This window comes from Gordonia polyisoprenivorans (assembly GCF_017654315.1).
GTDB classification, from domain to species: Bacteria; Actinomycetota; Actinomycetes; order Mycobacteriales; family Mycobacteriaceae; genus Gordonia; species Gordonia polyisoprenivorans_A.
Map to the genome: position 1 here is coordinate 2,168,838 of NZ_CP072203.1, position 18,615 is coordinate 2,187,452.

19 protein-coding genes, 1 tRNA gene and 1 pseudogene are annotated in these 18,615 nt (G+C 66.0%); 11 read left to right on the forward strand and 10 right to left on the reverse strand.

The genetic code is table 11. The annotated features are described in order from the left end of the window. Positions 1–212 precede the first annotated feature (212 nt). From J6U32_RS09670 to J6U32_RS09680, 3 genes are read left to right on the forward strand one after another with little or no spacing between them, the layout of a single operon-like run. Positions 213–668 carry a limonene-1,2-epoxide hydrolase family protein gene (locus J6U32_RS09670; RefSeq protein WP_208795042.1) on the forward strand — a complete coding sequence of 152 codons (456 nt, stop codon included), beginning with the start codon at positions 213–215 and terminating at the stop codon, positions 666–668. A gap of 27 nt (positions 669–695) precedes the next feature. Then, positions 696–1,118, forward strand: a complete 423-nt coding sequence (locus J6U32_RS27835) for a TM2 domain-containing protein (protein WP_208795044.1) — start codon at positions 696–698, stop codon at positions 1,116–1,118. Positions 1,119–1,158: 40 nt separating this feature from the next. Then, complete coding sequence (locus tag J6U32_RS09680) at positions 1,159–1,569, forward strand: DUF2752 domain-containing protein (RefSeq protein WP_208795046.1); 411 nt, start codon at positions 1,159–1,161, stop codon at positions 1,567–1,569. 30 nt (positions 1,570–1,599) lie between these two features. On the opposite strand, the gene asnB is transcribed toward J6U32_RS09680, so the two are convergent. From asnB to glmU, 5 genes are all read right to left on the reverse strand, one after another. Beyond that, the gene (gene asnB, locus J6U32_RS09685) at positions 1,600–3,441 is read right to left on the reverse strand and encodes an asparagine synthase (glutamine-hydrolyzing) (RefSeq protein ID WP_208795048.1); all 1,842 of its coding nucleotides are present in this window, start codon (positions 3,439–3,441) and stop codon (positions 1,600–1,602) included. A gap of 123 nt (positions 3,442–3,564) precedes the next feature. After that, entirely contained in the window at positions 3,565–3,906 is a 342-nt protein-coding gene (arsC, locus tag J6U32_RS09690; protein WP_208795050.1) for an arsenate reductase (glutaredoxin), read from the reverse strand. Positions 3,907–3,916: 10 nt separating this feature from the next. Next, on the reverse strand, positions 3,917–5,092 hold the full coding sequence (locus J6U32_RS09695; protein WP_208795052.1) for an MFS transporter: 1,176 nt from the start codon (positions 5,090–5,092) through the stop codon (positions 3,917–3,919). Between the two features lie 118 nt (positions 5,093–5,210). Next, entirely contained in the window at positions 5,211–6,188 is a 978-nt protein-coding gene (locus J6U32_RS09700; protein ID WP_006370856.1) for a ribose-phosphate diphosphokinase, read from the reverse strand. An 82-nt stretch (positions 6,189–6,270) separates the two neighbouring features. Beyond that, positions 6,271–7,773 carry a bifunctional UDP-N-acetylglucosamine diphosphorylase/glucosamine-1-phosphate N-acetyltransferase GlmU gene (gene glmU / locus J6U32_RS09705; RefSeq protein WP_208795054.1) on the reverse strand — a complete coding sequence of 501 codons (1,503 nt, stop codon included), beginning with the start codon at positions 7,771–7,773 and terminating at the stop codon, positions 6,271–6,273. Positions 7,774–7,984: 211 nt separating this feature from the next. On the opposite strand from glmU, the gene J6U32_RS09710 reads away from it, so the two are divergent. Both J6U32_RS09710 and J6U32_RS09715 read left to right on the forward strand, forming a co-directional pair. Then, positions 7,985–8,740 (forward strand): SDR family oxidoreductase, encoded by a 756-nt coding sequence (locus J6U32_RS09710; protein ID WP_079931750.1) that lies wholly within the window; start codon positions 7,985–7,987, stop codon positions 8,738–8,740. Positions 8,741–8,865: 125 nt separating this feature from the next. Further along, a tRNA-Gln gene (locus J6U32_RS09715) sits at positions 8,866–8,937 on the forward strand. A gap of 124 nt (positions 8,938–9,061) precedes the next feature. Here J6U32_RS09715 and J6U32_RS27330 read toward each other — a convergent pair. Together J6U32_RS27330 and J6U32_RS09725 are read right to left on the reverse strand one after the other, a co-directional pair. Then, positions 9,062–9,508: a hypothetical protein gene (locus tag J6U32_RS27330; protein ID WP_244332761.1), complete on the reverse strand. Its 447-nt coding sequence runs from the start codon at positions 9,506–9,508 to the stop codon at positions 9,062–9,064. Continuing rightward, a complete protein-coding gene (locus tag J6U32_RS09725; RefSeq protein ID WP_208795056.1) occupies positions 9,472–9,888 on the reverse strand; it encodes a hypothetical protein in 417 nt (138 codons plus the stop codon). Before J6U32_RS09725 ends, J6U32_RS27330 begins: the two co-directional genes overlap by 37 nt. A 289-nt stretch (positions 9,889–10,177) precedes the next feature. Here J6U32_RS09725 and J6U32_RS09730 point away from each other — a divergent pair, with 289 nt between their 5' ends. The 4 genes from J6U32_RS09730 (at position 10,178) to J6U32_RS09745 (ending at position 14,515) form a co-directional block, all read left to right on the forward strand. Then, positions 10,178–11,305, forward strand: coding sequence for an aromatic ring-hydroxylating oxygenase subunit alpha (locus tag J6U32_RS09730; protein ID WP_208795058.1), 1,128 nt, complete (start codon positions 10,178–10,180; stop codon positions 11,303–11,305). Further along, positions 11,302–12,270: a PDR/VanB family oxidoreductase gene (locus J6U32_RS09735; RefSeq protein WP_208795060.1), complete on the forward strand. Its 969-nt coding sequence runs from the start codon at positions 11,302–11,304 to the stop codon at positions 12,268–12,270. The genes J6U32_RS09730 and J6U32_RS09735 overlap by 4 nt, the downstream gene beginning before the upstream one ends. A 51-nt stretch (positions 12,271–12,321) precedes the next feature. Further along, on the forward strand, positions 12,322–13,701 hold the full coding sequence (locus J6U32_RS09740; RefSeq protein ID WP_244332763.1) for an MFS transporter: 1,380 nt from the start codon (positions 12,322–12,324) through the stop codon (positions 13,699–13,701). Positions 13,702–13,789: 88 nt separating this feature from the next. Next, complete coding sequence (locus J6U32_RS09745) at positions 13,790–14,515, forward strand: class I SAM-dependent methyltransferase (RefSeq protein ID WP_208795062.1); 726 nt, start codon at positions 13,790–13,792, stop codon at positions 14,513–14,515. A gap of 41 nt (positions 14,516–14,556) precedes the next feature. Here the strand turns inward: J6U32_RS09745 and J6U32_RS09750 are convergent, their stop codons facing one another. Continuing rightward, positions 14,557–15,417, reverse strand: a complete 861-nt coding sequence (locus tag J6U32_RS09750; RefSeq protein ID WP_208795063.1) for an HpcH/HpaI aldolase/citrate lyase family protein — start codon at positions 15,415–15,417, stop codon at positions 14,557–14,559. Between the two features lie 189 nt (positions 15,418–15,606). Between J6U32_RS09750 and J6U32_RS09755 the strand changes: the two genes are divergently transcribed. Then, on the forward strand, positions 15,607–15,870 hold the full coding sequence (locus J6U32_RS09755; protein WP_244332765.1) for a hypothetical protein: 264 nt from the start codon (positions 15,607–15,609) through the stop codon (positions 15,868–15,870). A gap of 24 nt (positions 15,871–15,894) precedes the next feature. Here J6U32_RS09755 and J6U32_RS09760 read toward each other — a convergent pair whose 3' ends face one another. Then, on the reverse strand, positions 15,895–17,259 hold the full coding sequence (locus tag J6U32_RS09760) for a malate:quinone oxidoreductase (RefSeq protein ID WP_432276997.1): 1,365 nt from the start codon (positions 17,257–17,259) through the stop codon (positions 15,895–15,897). An 87-nt stretch (positions 17,260–17,346) separates the two neighbouring features. Continuing rightward, positions 17,347–17,558: pseudogene (locus J6U32_RS09765) on the reverse strand (malate:quinone oxidoreductase); the annotation flags it as partial. 84 nt (positions 17,559–17,642) lie between these two features. On the opposite strand from J6U32_RS09765, the gene J6U32_RS09770 reads away from it, so the two are divergent. Next, positions 17,643–18,533, forward strand: a complete 891-nt coding sequence (locus J6U32_RS09770) for a LysR family transcriptional regulator (protein WP_208795065.1) — start codon at positions 17,643–17,645, stop codon at positions 18,531–18,533. Positions 18,534–18,615 lie beyond the last annotated feature (82 nt).

Below are 18,615 nucleotides of genomic sequence, written 5' to 3' on the forward strand. Positions count from 1 at the left end.
GCCCCGTAGGTGCGCACGAGGGCACCGGAGAAGACGTGCGATGGTCGCGCCGATCACGGTGATCACTCACCCTCGCCGAGACAACCCGAACAGACTAGCCGATGAGCTGCGCCGATGTCATATCGCGCCGGGTCGGTGTCATCTCGCGCCGCGCGGGCCCGCCCCGACGCGATCGTCTGTGCCGTTCACCGGTGCCGGGCATACTGGCGACCATGACCTCACGCACACCCATCGACATCGTCACCGGCTTCCTCGACAGGCTCGCACGTGGTGACAGCGCCACCGCCTGCCTCGATCTCGCCGACGCCGTCGTCTACACGAACGTGTCGCTGGCGACCATTCGCGGGCGCAGACCGGTCACCAAGATCTTCGGTTCGATGGATTCCTCGCCGGTCTCCTTCGACTACCGGATGGTCAACGTGTCCTCCGACGACACCGTCGTGCTGACCGAACGTGTCGACCAGATCAGTATCGGCCGATTGCGCGTGCAGTTCTGGGTGTGCGGACGGTTCGAGGTGGTCGACGGCCAGATCACAGTGTGGCGGGACTACTTCGATTACTTCGACATCACCAAGGCGTTCCTGCGCGGCGTGGTCGGGGTGCTCGTCCCGTCGGCTGTGCGTCCGCTGAACGGTCGATCGAAGGTCGGACGTGCTCTCGCCGAGTGACGGTGTGAGCGCCTAGCATTGCTGCCCATGAGCTACCAGCAACCACCCGCCCACGGTTTCGGACAACCAGCGGGAGGCACGTTTTACGTCAACGTCCTCGGCCAGGAGCACGGGCCGCTCGGTATCACCGATCTTCAGCACATGGCGCTCGCGGGTCAGCTCAAGAGCAGCACCTTCATCCGCGCTGCCGAATCACCCAACCCGTTTCCGGCCGGTCAGATCCCCGGCCTGTTCTCCGACAAGAGCAAGCTCACCGCGGGGCTGCTGCAGATCTTCCTGGGTGGTTTCGGCGTGGGCCGCTTCTACACCGGCGATGTCGGAATCGCGATCGCGCAGATCGCGGTGACCTGGCTGACCTGCGGTATCGGCGCGATCTGGCCGCTGATCGACGGCATCATGATGCTCGTCGGCAAGGTGACCGACTCCGACGGCCGACCGCTGGCCGACTGATCGCCCCGCCTCACCAGCACAGCCTCACCAGGACCTTGACATGACCGCGCACACCGACACCGGCACCCCGAGACTCGCGGCGAGTGAGATCGCCGCCGTCGTGGGGGTTGCCGGTGTCGGTGTGGCGTGCGCATTGAGCCCCGCAGGAATCGAGCACGGGCCGATCCTGTGTCCGTTCCGTCTGGTCACCGGATTGCCGTGTCCCGGGTGCGGATTGACCCGGTCCTGGGTCTACGGCGTCCACGGCGACTGGGCGCAGTCCTTTGCCGCGCACCCGTTCGGGCTGCCGATGATCGCGGCGATCCTGGCACTCGCGATCACCGCGGTGATCTGCCGGGTGACCCGCCGCCGACTACCCCGGCTGGAGCGGTTGCTGTGGAATCCGGTGGCCAAAGTGGTCGTGGCGGCGTGGCTGATCTTCGCGGTGGTGCGGATCATCCTGGTCATCTGAGCGGGGCGGGCGCCGACGCGGGCGCGCAGCTCAGTCGAGCACCAGCTCGGGGGAGTACATGTCGATCCAGTGATACAGGTCGAGCACCCGATCCATCTGGTTGCGCAGCCCGGTGTCGCAGGTTGCCGCATCGGCGGCGATCATCGCCGACACCGCGTCGCGGTCGACCAGCGCGAACACCTCATGATCGCGCTCGCCGACCATGTCGGTGAGCTGATCCTGCAGCGTCTGGGTGTACTTGGTGTCCTGTGTGGACGGATACGGGCTCTTGGTGCGGTCGATCACCGACTGCGGCAACACATGTGACGTCGCGTGGCGCAGCAGGCTCTTCTCCCGGCCGTCGAAGGTCTTCATCGACCACGGGGTGTTGTAGACGTACTCGACGAGCCGGTGGTCGCAGAACGGGACGCGGACCTCGAGCCCCACGGCCATCGACGCACGATCCTTGCGGTCCAACAACATTCGGACGAATCGCGTCAGGTGGAGATGACTGAACCGGCGCATCCGCCGTTCGTCGTCGGATTCACCGTCGACGACGGGGATGGTGGCGAGCGCACTGGCATACTGGTCGGCGATATAGTTCTCGACGTCGAGACGCCGTTGGAGATCGCCGGAGAGCATCGCGTGACGATCGCGCGTCATCGCCGAGGAGAAGGCCAGCCACGGGAAAGTGTCTGCGGCGCGGGCATTCTCGTCGAAGAACCAGCGGTACCCGCCGAAGACCTCGTCGGCCGACTCGCCCGACAGGGCGACCGTCGACTCCGAGCGGATCGCGCGGAACAGCAGGTAGAGCGAGGTGTCCATGTCGCCGAGCCCGGCGGGGATGTCGCGGGCGCCGATCACCGCACGCCGGACCTCCGGGTCGGTGAGGTCGGCCGGGTTCAGCACGACGTCACGGTGCATCGATCCGACATGCGCGGCGACGTCACGCACGAACGGCGAGTCCGGGGTGTCGCGCATCTCGTCGGGGGTGAAGTTCTCTTCCTGTTCGGCGAAGTCCACCGAATAGCTGTGCACGCGTTGGCCTTCGGAGCCCAGGCGGGCGGCAGCCAAACCGGTCAGGGCGCTGGAGTCCAGGCCGCCGGAGAGCAGTACGCAGCGCGGCACGTCGGCGACGAGCTGTCGATCGACGATATCGGTGAGCAACTCGCGAACCGTCGCGACCGACGTCTCGAGGTCGTCGTCGTGGCCGTGCGCCGGCAACGACCAGTAGGTGCGGGTGCGCAGGCCGTCGCGGCGGACGGTGACGATGGTGCCCGGCTCCACCTCGGAGATGTTGCGCCACAACGACCATCCCGGCGCCTTGGTCATCGCGAACAGCTCGCGCAGACCGTCGAGGTCGACGGTGTGGGGGACCAGAGGGTTGGCGAGGATGGCCTTGGGCTCCGAGCCGAAGACGACGCCGTCGTCGGTGCGGGAGAAGTAGAAGGGCTTGATGCCCAGGCGATCACGCACCATGGTCAGTTCTTCGGTCCGCCCGTCCCAGATGGCGAAGGCATACATGCCGTTGAGGCGATCGGCCACCTCGGCACCCCACTGCACGTAGCCGCGCAACACCACCTCGGTGTCCGAGTCGGTGACGAATTCGTGTCCGAGGGAACGCAATTCGGTACGCAACTCGCGGAAGTTGTACGTTTCGCCGCTGTAGACGATCGCCAAGGTACCGGCCGGGGTCTGCACCGTCATCGGCTGATGGCCGAGGGGGAGGTCGATGATGGCCAGGCGTCGGTGACCCAGCCCGACGTGCGGCTCGAGATACGTGCCGACGTCGTCGGGGCCACGGAGCGCCATCGTCGAGGTCATCGCCTCGATGACGTGGCTCTCGCGTCGTAGATCGTGGTCGAAACCCACCCATCCGGTGATACCGCACATAGAACGCACCTCTCGATTTCATTAGAGAAACTAACTATCTTCGTAAACCCGTTGTAACACGAGGTCCCGAAGACGTCGAGAAAGCGTGGTGAGATGTCGGTGTTGCCGGATATGCCCGACGGCTCAGAGGATCTCGTCGATTGCGTCGAGGGGGCGGGCGAGGCGGGTGCCCTTGTCGGTGACGACGAACGGTCGCTCGACGAGGATCGGGTGCGCGACCATCGCGTCGAGCAGATCGGACTCCGACGCCGAGGCGAGATCGAGGTCCTTGTAGAGCGATTCACGCTTGCGTGCCGCCTGGTGCGCGGTCAGGCCTGCGTCGGCGAAGAGTGTCTCGAGTTGGGCCCGCGTGTACGGCTCGTCGAGGTACTTGACGACGGTCGGCTCGATGCCGGCCTCACGGAGCTTGTCCAGGGCCTTGCGGGACGTCGAGCAGCGTGGGTTGTGGTAGATCGTCGCGTTCACCCGACCCACCCTATTCCAGTGCGCCGGCGCGTCCGGGCAGCCGTGCGGTCAATGCCAGGGCGACCGTCGCGCACAGTGCGCCGACGACGATCGGGGCCAGCACGCCCGCTCTGTCGATGGCCTGCGCGCCGACGAGCGCGCCCACGCCGATGGCCAGGTTGAAGGCCGTCGAATACACGGTGGTCGCGGCCTCGCGGTGGGCGGGCGCGGTCCGCAGCACGGTCGTCTGCAATCCGATGGGGATGGCGGCGTAGCCGACGGCCCACACCATCAGCGCAACCAGGGCAAGGGGCGGGACTGTGGTGGTCGCCGCCACCAGCCACAGTGCCACCGCGAGTACCCCGATTACCGTCGCGAGGCCCGCACGGGCGGAGGTGAGGCGGGTGAGCAGGGCTCCGGCGGCGAAGTTGCCGGCGACGCCCGCGGCCCCCATCACCAGGAGCACGGCACTGACCAGGTCGTCGTCGATGCCGATACCGTCGACGATCAGCGGTGTCACGTAGGTGTAGGCGGCGTACGCACCGGTGATCACGACGGCGGTGATGACCACCGTGAGCCGCAGGTCGCGGTTGCGCAGCATCGACGGCAACCGTCGCAACGCGACCCCGCCTGCGGGCCGGGTCGGCCCGAGCAGCGTTGCGAGGGCTGCGAGGGTCAACGCCGACAACCCGGCCAGCGCCCAGAAGGCGGCCCGCCAGCCGAGTTGCTGGCCGGCCAGGGTGCCCAACGGCACGCCCAGCACCGAGGCGATCGACACCCCGGAGAAGGTGATCGTGGTGGCGCGCACCGCATATCGCGGTGGCACGAGCAGCAGGGTGGTCGGCGCCACGATCGTCCACAGCAGCCCGAGAGCGCCGCCGATCAGCACCCGCACGATGATCAGCGTCGCGAAACCCGGGGCCATCGCGGTGAGCGCGTTGCCGAGGGTGAAGACCGTCATCACCGCGATCAGCAGCAGTCGCCGATCTACGCGCCGGGTCGTCGTCGACAACGTGGGCGCAGCGATCGCGGCGACGAAGGCGACCGCGGTGACCACCAAGCCGACCGAACCGTCGGAGACCCCGAGATCGGCGGCCATCGGCTGCAACAGGCCGATCGGCATGATCTCGGTGGTCGTGACGGTGAACACGCCCAAGCCGAGTGCGCCGACAGCGGCCCAGGTGCGGGCGCTGACGCGGTCGGTCACGGGCGATCCTCCTCTCGCGGTCGGGCAGGGAAGGGCGACACGACTGCGGGCCGCCTCGACCATCATGATCGTGGCGGCCCGCAGTCGCAGGACGAAGGCGCGGTGCCGGTGCTAACGGTCAGGCGATGCCGTCGAAAAGACTTGTCACCGATCCATTTTCGAAAACCTCGCGGATGGTCTGGGCCAGCAGCGGGGCGATCGAGAGCACGGTGAGCTGTTCGAAGTGCTTCTCCGGCGGGATCGGCAGGGTGTCGGTGGCGATGACCTCGGTCGCCCCGCAGTTGGCGAGGCGCTCGGCGGCCGGGTCGGAGAACACGGCGTGTGTGGTGGCGATGACGACGTCGCCGGCACCGGCATCCTTGAGCTTGCTGACGGCGCCGGCGATCGTGCCGCCGGTGTCGATCATGTCGTCGATCAGCACGCAGGTGCGGCCCTCGACCTCACCGACAACACGGTGTGCGACAACCTGATTGGCGACCATCGGGTCGCGGGTCTTGTGGATGAACGCCACCGGGGCGCCGCCGAGGGCGTCGGCCCACTTCTCGGCCACCCGCACGCGTCCGGAGTCGGGGGAGACGATGGCGATGTTGTCGGTGCCGTACTTCTCGCGGACGTACTCCGAGAGCTGCCCGAGGGCGTGCATGTGATCGACCGGCCCGTCGAAGAAGCCCTGGATCTGATCGGTGTGCAGGTCGACGGTGATGATGCGATCGGCGCCCGCGGTCTTCATCAGATCGGCGATCAGGCGAGCCGAGATCGGTTCGCGGCCACGGTGCTTCTTGTCCTGACGGGCATACGGATAGAACGGCAGGATGACGCTGATGCGCTTGGCCGATCCGCGCTTGAGCGCGTCGATCATGATGAGTGCTTCCATCACCCACTCGTTGAGCGGGGCCGGGCAGCTCTGCAGCACGAAGGCATCCGACCCGCGCACCGACTCCTCGAAGCGGACGAACAACTCGCCGTTGGCGAAGTTGCGCGCGGTCTGCGGCGTCAGCTTGATGCCGAGTTCGTCGGCAACGGCCTGCGCGAGCTCGGGGTGCGCACGCCCCGCGAACAGCATCAGGTTCTTCTGGTTGTCGGTCGTCCAGGTCATGGAAACTCTTCTACTCGGGGCTGGTGGTCGGGACTCGATGGTGTTCTGATCGGGTGGTGGCCCAGACTGCAGGCGGATTCGCCTACGGTCGCCGTGTTTCGTCGATGGTGGTCTCGTCGATGGTGGGTGCCGAGGGCGTCTCGGCGGCCGCGCGAGCGGCCTGCGCGGCGGCCGTGTCCGGACGCTTGCGGACCACCCAGTCCTCGATGTTGCGTTGTGCACCTGCCGAGACCGCGAGGGCGCCGGGCGGGACGTCGTCGCGCACGACGGTACCCGCACCGGTGTACGCGCCGTCACCGATCTGTACAGGTGCGACGAACATATTGTCAGAACCGGTCCGGCAGTTCGAACCGATGACCGTTTGATGCTTGTTCACCCCGTCGTAATTGACGAAGACGCTCGAGGCGCCGATGTTGGATTCGTCACCGATCCGCGCGTCCCCGACATAGGTGAGGTGGGGGATCTTGCTGCCCGCACCGATGACCGCGTTCTTGGTCTCGACGAAGGTGCCGATCTTGCCGCCGACGCCGAGGACCGTGCCCGGGCGCAGGTAGGCGAAAGGGCCGACCAGCGCGTTGTCGCTGATGGCAGCACTACTGCCGTGGGTGCGGATGACCTGCGCACCACGTCCGACGACGACGTCGGTGAGCGTGCAGTCCGGTCCGATGACGGCGTCCTCGCCGATCGTGGTCGCGCCCTGCAGCTGGGTTCCCGGCTCGATCCGCACGTCTTCGGCGATCGTGACGTCGACGTCGATCCACGTGGTCGCCGGGTCGACGACGCTCACCCCGGCGAGCTGATGACGACGCACGATCCGTCGATTGAGTTCAGCTGCCAGCTCGGCGAGCTGCGCGCGGTCGTTGCATCCGGCGACGAGCATCGGATCGTCAACAGTGAAGCCGTGCACCGACTTTCCGGATTCACGGGCGATCTCGACGACGTCGGTGAGGTAGTACTCGCCCTGGGCGTTATGGGTGGAGAGCCCGCGGAGCGCGGTGCGCAGCGCGGTCGCGTCGAAGGCGTAGACCCCGGCATTGACCTCCGTGATCGCCAACTGTTCGGGGGAGGCGTCCTTGTGTTCGACGATCGCGTGGACCCCGCCGTCGTCGTCGCGGACGATGCGTCCGTAGCCGGTCGGGTCGCCGGCGTGGAACCCGGTGACCGTGACCGCGGCGCCACCGTTGGCGGAATGGGTCTCGACGAGGGCACGTAGCGTCGGCCCGTCGAGCAGGGGTACGTCGGCGGCGGTGACCACGACGGTGCCGGTGAAGTCGTCGGGTAGCGCTTGAAGGCCGGCCCGGGCGGCGTCACCGGTACCGAGCGGTTGGTCCTGGACGGCGACCGAGACCGGAACGCCGAGCGACTGCGAGGTGGATTCCACCGCCGCGGTCACCCGCTCACGTTCGTGTCCGACGACGGCGATGACGTGCGCGGCGCCGAGGTCGGCGGCGGCATGCAGGGCGTGCCCGAGCAGGCTGCGACCGGCGATGGTGTGCAGGATCTTCGGGGTCTTGGACCGCATACGGGTACCGGCACCGGCGGCGAGGACGATGACGGCGGTCGTCGTGGGGGACGTCTGTGTCATGTCGACCTCCGATGGAGCTGGTCTGTGGGTGCGTTGGCGTCGGGCGGGAGTCGCGCGTCGAGACGATCCGGCGCCGGCCCCGCCGCACGGCAACGGCCCGATAGTACTGACCGGTTCGCGGCCGCCGACCGGCGTCCCCCGGCAGGAATGCTGCCTGATAGAACCAAAGGGACCCACATCACACCCGATGATCAGCAATGAAGGGAAGCCGATGAGCACCCAGAAGACAGCAATCGTGACCGGTTCGGCACGCGGGATCGGTGCAGCCGTCGCCAAGCGACTGGCCGCCGACGGGCTGGCCGTGGCGGTTCTCGACCTCGACGAGGCGAACTGCGCCGACACGGTCAACGCCATCACCGAGGCCGGGGGCAAGGCCATCGCCGTCGGTGCCAATGTGGCCGACGAGGCGTCGGTTGCCGCGGCGGTCGACAAGGTCGTCGCCGAACTCGGCGCCCCGACCGTCGTCGTCAACAACGCCGGCGTCCTGCGCGACAACCTGCTGTTCAAGATGAGTGTCGACGACTGGGACACCGTGCTGGCCGTTCACCTGCGCGGTGCGTTCAACGTCACTAAGGCCGCCCAGAAGCACATGGTCGACGCCGGCTGGGGTCGCATCGTGAACCTGTCGAGCACCTCGGCGCTCGGCAACCGCGGGCAGGCCAACTACTCGGCGGCCAAGGCGGGCATGCAGGGCTTCACCAAGACCCTCGCGATCGAACTCGGCAAGTTCGGCGTCACCGCCAACGCCATTGCGCCGGGCTTCATCGAGACCGACATGACCGCTGCCACCGCGGCCCGCGTCGGCATGGACTTCGAGGAGTTCAAGAAGCTCAGCGCCTCCCAGATCCCGGTCAACCGCACCGGCGTGCCAGAGGACATCGCCCACACCGCGTCGTTCTTCGTCAGCGAAGGCGCCGGATTCGTCTCCGGTCAGGTCATCTACGTCGCCGGCGGCCCCAAGGACTGACCTCCGAGCCTCCCGCTGCTCCGTTTCCTTCCGCGCGTCGACCTGATCGAGCGGGAGGGAAACGGACTAGCGGGAATCGATGCGGACCCACGCGCCGCCCTGTGGCACAATCAGGTCCGCGTTATTCCCCCATGGTGTAATCGGCAACACTTCTGATTTTGGTTCAGGCATTCCAGGTTCGAGTCCTGGTGGGGGAGCCCTTCACTGCCGACAGCGCTCTCTATTCCGCCGACAGCGCCCTGCCCCTTGCCGACAGCGCTCACCATCGCGACGACAGCGCTCTGTATTCCGCTGACAGCGCCGAAACCCGCCGCCGTCCGCTCATCGACAGATGTCGGTCGGCGAGGTGTTGCTGCCGATCTTGAGCTTGCGGTACGCCCGAACGCCATTGCACATGCCGATGTCGGAGGCCACCAGCGTGTATCGCGAGCTGGGGCCAGTCGTGGAGCAACCGATGCCCGTGCCGAACGCGACGTCGTTGCCCCAACCCTGCCAGGTGATCTGATCGATGGAGTTCGAGCAGGAACCCAGCGAAATCGAGCTGGGTTGGGCTGTGTCATAACCGGTTTCATTCTCCGATCCGGCTGCGCCGAGCACCACCGCCGATGCCGCCGGGGTCGATGACGGCGCCGTCGTCTGAGCGCTCGCCCACGACTGTGGCCCGATCCCGATCGCCGACTCCTCGGTGACCATCGCGCCGTTCTGGATCACCTGGAAGCCGGTGCCGGTGATCACATAGCGGGCGCTGTCGGCAACGTTGACAGCCACATAGCCGGTGCCTTGGGGTAGACCTCGTAGAGCTCGATGTTGGCGCCGTCGGCGATCCGGTAGCCGCGGTAATAGAGCCGGTTGATCTCACTGCGGCACACGACCAGTGCGGACTTGGCGGTCCGCATGTACATCTCGGCACGGTCGGTGCCACGGCACCGCGCTTTGCCGTTGTAGGCGGTGAAACCCTGCACATCGACGTCGCTCGCCGGTACGAGCGGCACAGTCGTCGGCGTCGTGGCGGTTGGTGGTGCTCCGGTCGAATGCGCCGACGTCACCGACGGTGGGGAGCCGCTGGGTGTCCCCGACGTCGTGCAGCCGGTCAACGCCACTGCCGTCGCCACGCAGAGAATTGCACCCGCGATCGCGAGTCTTCTCATGGTCTCCCACCTCGAGCCGATCGGTGTTTGGTCACGAATGAATAGCACGCGACCGGGCTGCCCGCGGTACGCATGCGGCGCCAACATCGGCAATCCACCCGAACGTATGACACCCCCGGGCGTATGAACGGCCGACCCTGCTGCGCCTCATCCTCAACGCAAGGTCGGTGAATGCCGAAACCGTTGACAATCTCTACGGATATGAATATCGTGTGCTCCACGTCACCAACTATCTACATACATAGGTAGTTCACACACGCGATGCAGCCCATCGTATGAAGGACACGCCATGACCGACCTCGGTCCCGCGGGAGCCACCGCGAAGAACATGCAGTTTCCGCTCAACGCCTGGTACGCAGCCGCCTGGGACCACGAGGTCGGCTCGACGCAGATCCTGGCTCGCACGGTCGTAGGCAAACCGCTGGCGCTTTACCGCACCGATTCCGGACGCCCGGTTGCGTTGGCCGACGCGTGTTGGCACCGCCTGGCACCGCTATCGATGGGTAAACGGATCGGAGCCGAGGAGATCCAATGCCCGTATCACGGACTGCGGTACAACGCCGCCGGTCGCTGCACGCGGATGCCCGCCCAGGAGACCATCAATCCGTCGGCGATGGTCGCGTCGTATCCGATCGAGGAGCGCCACCGGTACCTGTGGGTGTGGCCCGGTGACCCGACCCTGGCCGACCCGTCGACGATCCCGGACATGTTCCAGATGGATTCGCCGGAGTGGGCCGGCGACGGTCTGACCATCGACGTGCGCGCCAATTACCAACTCGTGGTGGACAATCTGATGGATCTCACGCACGAGGAGTTCGTCCACTCGTCCTCAATCGGTCAGGATGAACTCAGCGAATCCGAGTTCATCACCACCCACGACGAGAACACGGTCACCGTGACCCGGTGGATGCACAACATCGACGCCCCGCCGTTCTGGCTGAAGAATATGCGCGACAAGTTCCCCGGATTCACCGGCAAGGTCGATCGTTGGCAGATCATCGAATTCCAGGCGCCGGGCACGATCCGCATCGACGTCGGAGTCGCCAAGGCGGGCACCGGCGCTCCAGAAGGCGATCGAAGTCAGGGCGTCAACGGATTCGTCATGAACACCATCAGTCCGGTCGATGAGCGTACGGCGATCTACTTCTGGGCTTTCATGCGCAACTACCGCCTCGACAGCCAACTCATCACCACCCAACTACGCGACGGAGTGCACGGTGTCTTCGGCGAGGACGAGGAGATGCTCACCGCGCAACAGGCGGCCATCGAGGCCAACCCCGACCACGAGTTCTACAACCTCAACATCGACGCGGGCGGGATGTGGGCGCGTCGCATCGTTGCCCGGATGATCGAGCAGGAACGCAGCGCCATCACCAACATCGATGCGCTCACCGCCACCGCAGGGCCACGACGATGACGGACAACCAGATCGAATGGCTCCGCGGCCGGGTGGTGTCGAACGTTCCTGCGGCCGAGGGTATTGCGCGAATCGAGATCGTCACCGACCGGCCCCATCACGCGCCGCCGGGGGCGCACCTCGACATCCGGCTGCCCGACAACGACACCCGCTCCTACTCGATCGTGCACGGCTCGCCCGACGGAACGTCGGTGACGCTCGGCGTCCGGTGGTCACCGACCTCACGTGGCGGCTCGCACTATATGCATGGCCTACGTGCCGGCGACGAGGTCGAGATCACCGCACCCCTGCAGAACTTTCCGTTGCGCGTCGGCGCGCAACGTTATGTGCTCCTCGCCGGCGGCATCGGGATCACCGCGATGGCGGGAATGGCCGCGGTGCTGGCCCGACTCGGTGCCGAATACGAGATCCATTACGTCGGCCGAAGCCGCCGGGTGATGGCTTTCCTCGACGAGCTACAGGTGCTCCATGGCGACCGGATCACGGTGTACGCCAACGACGAAGGCGCCTACCTCGACGTCGCCGACATCGTCGACGATCTCGACGAGAGCACCGAACTCTACATGTGCGGACCCATTCGACTCATGGACGACACCCGCCGCCGTTGGCTCGCCCGCCGACTCCCACAGGCGAACCTGCGGTACGAAACCTTCGGCAACAGCGGCTGGTTCGATCCCGAACCCTTCGAGGTCGCCATCCCGAGCCTCGACTTCCGCACCACCGTCGGTACTTCCGAGACCCTCCTCGGTGCCCTCGAGCGCGCCGGACTCGACGTCATGTCGGACTGCCGACGTGGCGAATGCGGCCTGTGCGAGTTATCGGTTGTCGAGGTGTCCGGCCGGATCGACCACCGCGACGTCTTCTACAGCGAGAAGCAGAAGACCGAAGCAAAACGATTGTGCGCATGTGTATCCCGGGTCGTAGGTGGCGGATCGACGCCGATCCTCACCCTCGAGAAACCCTGAACGCCAGGGCCTGGAACCCTTTTCGCCCACCACGACCGATGGAGAACAGTCATGTCTTCTGCGACCCTCGACCCCCGACTCGTCGTCGAACAACACCCCATGAGATCTCGACAATGGATCTGCGTGGCACTCATGGTCGTCCTGAATGCGCTCGACGGATTCGACGTCCTCGCCAGCGCTTTCGCGGCGCCGGGCATCGCCAAGGACTGGGGGATCGCCCGAGGTGAGCTCGGCGTCATCCTGTCCGCAGAGCTGATAGGTATGGGCATCGGGTCCGTCGTACTCGGCGGACTCGCCGACCGACTCGGCCGCAAACCGGCAATCCTGTTGTGTCTGAGCGTGATGTCGGTCGGCATGTTCCTCGCGGCAACCGCCGACGGGGTCGCCTTCCTGGTGGCGGTCCGTCTGATCACCGGCCTCGGTATCGGCGGCATGCTCGCCGCGATCAACGCGGTGACCGCCGAGACGTCGAGCGCCAAGGGCCGCAGCATCGCCATGTCGGCGATGGTCGTCGGCTACCCGGTGGGCGCGGTGATCGGTGGTCTGGTGGCGCAACACTGGTTGCTGGTGGCCTTCGACTGGCGTTCGGTCTTCGTGTTCGGTGCCATCGTGTCGGCGGTGATGATCCCGCTGGTGCTGCTGCTCGTGCCCGAGACCCCCGCCTACTATGCAGCACGACGCCCTGACGATGCGGTGCGCAAGATCAACCGGAGCCTCAAAGCGCTGCAGCTTCCGCTCATCGATGCTCTGCCCAAACGCGTTACCGCAGCCGAGAAGCCACGGGCTCTGGATCTGCTGCGCAAGCCCGGTCTACGTCGCACCACGGTGTTGCTCGCGCTCGGCTACACCTTCCACACCATCACCTTCTATTACGTGTTGAAGTGGGCCACCCAGATTGTCGCCGACCTCGGGTACTCGCCCGCGCAGGCGGCAGGCGTACTCACCTGGGCCAACGTGGGTGGAGCGATCGGCTGTCTCATCTTCGGAATCGCCATGCGCTGGTGGGACATCAAGATCCCGCTGGCACTGTCCCTGATTCTCGGCGCATTGCTGGTCTTTGCCTTCGGCATGGGCAAGGACACCCTGCTCGGCTGGCAGGTCGGCGCGCTGCTCGCCGGGATGTTCACCAATGCGGCCATGGTGGGCTACTACTCGGCGTTCGCACGGTGCTTCCCGGCATACGCCCGAGCAACCGGCACCGGAATCGCCCTGGGCGTCGGACGATTGGGTGCGGCGAGTTCGCCGCTGCTCGCGGGCTTGATGTTCCAGGTCCTCGGCGACCAGAGTCTGCTCCAGGTATCCGGGATCATGGGGCTGGGATCGCTTGTCGCGCTGGTACTGCTGTTCGCCCTACCGATGCGCGACGCCGACCGGGCGATGGCCGAAGAGACGGAGGTTCGCTTACCCACGAAGTCCGCCGAGCCGGCTTGAGCGGGCAACGGGTTGCGACGGCGTGGACTCTGCTGCTGCGGACTCCGCCACGGCCCCGCGTCGGCCAACTCGGGTGTAGCGTCCACTCATGAGCGAACGAGAGCCGTCCGGCCCCACCCTGCGCTACGGGATCGACGCCATCTATGTTCCGATCGTCCTCGGTGCGGCGACGGTCGTCCTCGTCGTACTCGGCATCGTCGGATCCAATGTCTGGTTGGTCGTGATCGGACTGTTCTTTTTGGCCCAAACGGCAATGTATCTGTACACGACGCTCATCGGGAAACATCAAGTGTGGAGCGGGTTACTGGACTGGCTTGGCCTACAGGGATCCGAGCACGTACTGGATCTCGGATGCGGCCGCGGCGCGGTCCTGGTCGCTGCTGCTCGTCGGCTGGACTCGGGTTCGGCCACCGGAATCGATCTATGGCGATCGGTGGACCAGAGCGGCAATGACCAGACGCGCACCCGCATGAACGCCGAAGCCGCGAGCGTCGGTGACCGCGTCGAACTCGATACCGGCGACCTGCGTTCGTTGCCCTATCCCGATGCGTCGTTCGACGTCGTTGTGAGCTCCCTTGCCATCCACAATATTTCGGGCATTCAGGGGCGCTTGCGTGCCATCGATGAGGCAGCGCGGGTCCTGCGTCCGGGAGGGCGCCTCTGTATCGCAGACATTCGCAGCGTCGGCAAATACGCCCAACGCCTACGCGAACTGGGCATGGTCGAGGTGAATGTCCGACGGATCGGCCCGAACGGCTGGTTCGGCGGGCCGTGGGAGGCGATGGCGTCGGTCACCGCCGCGCGACCGAAGTGATTCGCGGACCGGAGTGACCGTGCTCGTGTGGCGGTGCAGCGTCAGAGCACGGCCATGCCGAGGCGCTCGGCGCGGGCCACCAATGCCTTGGCTCGCACCAGATTCGGAAGATCGCTGCCGTCGGTGACATGCTGCCCATCACCGAGACGGTCGATGAGGCGACGGGCATGTGCGACCTCGCTGTCGGTGGGACTCAACACGGTGTTGATGACCCCGGCATGGTCGGGACGAAGGCACAACCGACCGGTCATTCCCATCGACGCAGCATGCATGGTGTCGGCGTGCAGGTCGTCGGCGTCGGCGGCCCGCGTGGGCCCGTCGATCGGTCCCGGTAGCCCGGCCACCCGAGATGCGATCACCAGGCGAGCTCGCGGATAGGCAAGGGCCATCGGATCATCGGCCATACCGGTATCGCGGCGGAAGTCCCCGGACCCGAAGGCCAGACGCACACACGACGGGTGTCGGGCGATGAGAGTGGCATCTTCCACACCGACGGCCGACTCGATCAGCGCGACCACGGGCACACCAACGCCGAGACGGCCGGCCGTTGCCGCCACATCGTTGGGACTCTCGCATTTGGCGAGTACGACGCCGCGCAGCCCGGATGCCCCGGCGAGAACGGCCATGTCGGCGGCCCAATCCGGGGTTCCCGTCTGGGCCACACGCACCCAGGCGCTTGTCGAGCCGAGGAATCGGCGGACTGCCTTCCGTCCTGCCTGCTTGAGTGCGGCGGCCAGACCGTCCTCGAGGTCGAGGATGACCGCATCGGCGTCGGATCGCAGTGCGGTGTCGATCAGTTCGGGCTGGTCGGGTGTTGCCGGGGTCAGCAGCCAGCTGCGGGCGATGTCGAGATCGGGGCGGGCTGTCGGGTCGAGGGTCGAAGCGGTGGTGTCGAACGCCATGTGTCCTGCCTTTCCGTTGACGTGCCCATGGTTGCGCGCCGACACCTGTCGGCCAAGGTTGTTGTCATTGTGTTCACATCCGAACCGACGTGCGGATGAGACCTCGGTCACTTTCGCGTGCTCATCCCGGCAATCCGGTCGACTAACTCCCTGATTGCCGAAAGTGCAGGCAAGGGGAGGTGGGCAATCGTGAAGTGGGGACACAGACGTGTGGAGGTGTCGATCGGATCGGCACGAATCACCGGGGCGTGGGCGTACCTGGTCAGGACGGTGCTCTTCGTTGCCGGGTGTGGGCTTCTCGCGGCAGCACTCGCGCACATGGGAGACCTCGGAACGTGGTCGCAGCGGTGGGGTGTCATGCCGGTGGCGACGGTGTTCGCGCTGGTGCTCGTCGTCGGCGGCGTCCTGTTCTATCTCGGTGCGGTCGCCATCGTCGCGTGGCTGATCGGCTGAAGGAGACTCGTCGGGTCCGAGGGCTCACGCTGACACACCGGCCTGAGCACCTGGCCCATCCAGACCCAGCGATCGCGCGGTGACGGCAAGTGCGTCATGGACCCCGTCGACGGTCCGCGGCGGATTCGACTGTGCGGGAACGGCGGCGGCCATCACCTCGTGCCACAGCGCACGCCAGTGGTCGGGGAACGCGCGCCGCAATACCTCGATCATGATCGGCACGGCGGTCGACGCCCCGGGAGAAGCGCCGAGTAAACCCGCGATCGATCGATCCGCGCTGACGACGAGTTCGGTGCCGGTCCGCAGTACTCCGCCCCGGTCCGTATCCGGGGTGACCAACTGTGCGCGCTGACCTGCGGCGAGCATGTCCCAATCGGCGGGATCAGCTCCGGGGTAGAAGTGCTGGAGTTGCGCGAATTTGGTCGACTCACGGGCGATCAGCTGCGATACGAGATATCGCACCAGCGCGAGATTGTCTCGGCCGGCGGCACTCAGCGTTCGCAGGTTGTGCCACCGCAGTGTCGCGAAGAAGTCGGTCCAGGCGCCGTGTGCGAGAAGCTTGGTGCTGAAGGTGGCGTACGGGCCGAACATCAGATAGGGCGTGCCGTCCACGACGCGTGCGTCCAGGTGGGGAACCGACATCGGCGGGGCGCCGAGCGGAGCTTGGCCGTACACCTTGGCCTGATGCTGTTGAACCACCGACGGGTTCGCGCACCGGAAGAACGCCGCGCCCACCGGCAGCACCCCGTAGCCGCGGACCTCGTCAACGCGTGCGCGCTGCAACAACGTCAGTGCCTTGCCGCCCGCGCCGACGAAGACGAATCGCGCGGTGATCTCGAATCGTTCACCGTCAGAGGTCCGTCCGCGAGCGGCCCACCCGCCCTGGGAATTCCGACGCAGCGTCCTGATTTCGTGATCACAGGTGACCGTGCCGCCGGTGCGCGTGCTCACGGCGAGCATCTCGCGGGTCAGCGCGCCGAAGTCGACGTCGGTGCCGTCGGCGACCCGCGTTGCCGCGACGGTTTCCTCGGAGTGGCGGTCGGCCATCACCAAGGGCGCCCACCGGGCGATCTGTGCGCGGTCTTCGCTGTACTCGACATCGGCGAAACATGCTTGCCGTTTCAAGGTTTCGTACCTGCGCCGCAGATAGGTGATGTTGCGTTCGCCGAATACCACATCGAGATGCGGTGTTGCCGAGACGAATCGGGATGGTTCGACGAGTCCATTGTCGGCCAGGTACGACCACCATTGCCGGGTCGCCAGGAACTGCTCTGCGATACCGACCGCGTTCGCCGGATCGGTGGGGTCCGGCATTGTGGGCGTGTCGCCCAATTCCCTTTGCGCGTCTTTGCGGTTCGATGTCTCCCTGGCCGCGTTGTCGTCGGTCACGATAGCTCCGCTATCGCTCCCTCCTCCGCCTTGCCAGGAAACCATCGACCCCGCAAATCCATCGCAGAGGAATTGGGCCACACGCCCTTGTTGAGCTCGCAGTATCCGCTGTGGCCGGTACCCGCGTTGTTCCAGGCATTGCTGCTTTCCTGGGCCACGCCCGATCCACGCTCCACAACGGTTGTACGCCAATCTGGTTGGAGAACGGCGAGCATCGATGCGAGCGTGGACGACATGATTCCGCCGCCGATCATGAGAACGTCGGTCGGCGCGAGGGTGCGATATCGGTGACTGGGCATGGTGTCCTTTCCGTGGTGTCAGCTCAGTGTGTGCCGCAGGTAATCGATGCGTCCAATGATTGTTTGGGACGATATGATCGGAATATGGATGAATTGGTCGAGGCGCTCGCACCCTGCCTTCGGGCGTTCGACGAACTCGACGCGCACGCCGGACACATGACGCGCGCAGCGGCGTCGCTGGGGATCCCGCAGTCATCAATGAGCCGTCGAATCCACGCTCTCGAGCGGGAACTCGGCATGGAGCTGGTTGTTCGAGAGGTTCGGACTGTCGCGATGACCCCGCGCGCACGCGAACTCGCCACCAGGATGCGGCCGATACTCCGTGAACTCGCCGGGGTGTTGGCCGACACGGTGTCGGCGGCTGATGCCGACACCGGGACGGTGCGCCTCGGCTACCCGCTGACGTTGGGGTCGGGCTCGATGCCCGAGATCCTTGCCGCGTTTCGTCGTCGGCACCCGGGCGTACACCTGCATCTCAAGCAGGCCCACGGCCAGGCGCTCGTGGATGACCTGCAGTCCGGAGAACTCGACCTCGCGGTGGTCATTCCGCCACCGGAGAAGTTGCCGCACAGACTGATCGGCCGCCAGAGCATCGTGATCGTCGTTCCCGACGATCATCGGCTGGCTCATCACCGACGTCTGCGCATCAGCGCGCTCAGCGGGGAGACCTTCATTGCCAATCCACCGAGTTACCACCTGCGACGAATGACCGAGGAGATCTGTCGGGCCGCAGGGTTCGAACCGCAGGTCGCGATCGAGATCACCGAGTTCTCCTCGATCGTCGAGCTGGTCTCACGCGGCCTGGGGATCTCATTGCTGCCGCGGGGTATGGCCGGTGCCGGAATGGTCGAGATAGCGCCTATAGGGGGAATTGAGCGAGATATCGCACTCGTGGTGGGTGCGGCCGGCGAGACCGCAGTGACGACGACGCTGCATGACTTCCTGCGCGAAGCACTTCGATCCACCCCGCTGTAGTGCGGCTACCGGGTTGTCGTCTCACGATATGAAATGCGTTGGGTTGCCAAGTCGGGCGACGGCGGGCAGACTGCGAAACACT

What these genes read in the sequence shown, in the direction of transcription:
- J6U32_RS09745 (WP_208795062.1), top strand. Translation starts at nt 13,790, where the DNA reads ATGAGCGAACGAGAGCCGTCCGGCCCCACCCTGCGCTACGGGATCGAC.
- J6U32_RS27835 (WP_208795044.1), top strand. Translation starts at nt 696, where the DNA reads ATGAGCTACCAGCAACCACCCGCCCACGGTTTCGGACAACCAGCGGGA.
- J6U32_RS09670 (WP_208795042.1), top strand. Translation starts at nt 213, where the DNA reads ATGACCTCACGCACACCCATCGACATCGTCACCGGCTTCCTCGACAGG.
- J6U32_RS09680 (WP_208795046.1), top strand. Translation starts at nt 1,159, where the DNA reads ATGACCGCGCACACCGACACCGGCACCCCGAGACTCGCGGCGAGTGAG.
- J6U32_RS09700 (WP_006370856.1), bottom strand. Translation starts at nt 6,188, where the DNA reads ATGACCTGGACGACCGACAACCAGAAGAACCTGATGCTGTTCGCGGGG.
- asnB (WP_208795048.1), bottom strand. Translation starts at nt 3,441, where the DNA reads ATGTGCGGTATCACCGGATGGGTGGGTTTCGACCACGATCTACGACGC.
- J6U32_RS09750 (WP_208795063.1), bottom strand. Translation starts at nt 15,417, where the DNA reads ATGGCGTTCGACACCACCGCTTCGACCCTCGACCCGACAGCCCGCCCC.
- J6U32_RS09730 (WP_208795058.1), top strand. Translation starts at nt 10,178, where the DNA reads ATGACCGACCTCGGTCCCGCGGGAGCCACCGCGAAGAACATGCAGTTT.
- J6U32_RS09725 (WP_208795056.1), bottom strand. Translation starts at nt 9,888, where the DNA reads ATGAGAAGACTCGCGATCGCGGGTGCAATTCTCTGCGTGGCGACGGCA.
- J6U32_RS09735 (WP_208795060.1), top strand. Translation starts at nt 11,302, where the DNA reads ATGACGGACAACCAGATCGAATGGCTCCGCGGCCGGGTGGTGTCGAAC.
- J6U32_RS09740 (WP_244332763.1), top strand. Translation starts at nt 12,322, where the DNA reads ATGTCTTCTGCGACCCTCGACCCCCGACTCGTCGTCGAACAACACCCC.
- J6U32_RS09770 (WP_208795065.1), top strand. Translation starts at nt 17,643, where the DNA reads ATGGATGAATTGGTCGAGGCGCTCGCACCCTGCCTTCGGGCGTTCGAC.
- glmU (WP_208795054.1), bottom strand. Translation starts at nt 7,773, where the DNA reads ATGACACAGACGTCCCCCACGACGACCGCCGTCATCGTCCTCGCCGCC.
- J6U32_RS09710 (WP_079931750.1), top strand. Translation starts at nt 7,985, where the DNA reads ATGAGCACCCAGAAGACAGCAATCGTGACCGGTTCGGCACGCGGGATC.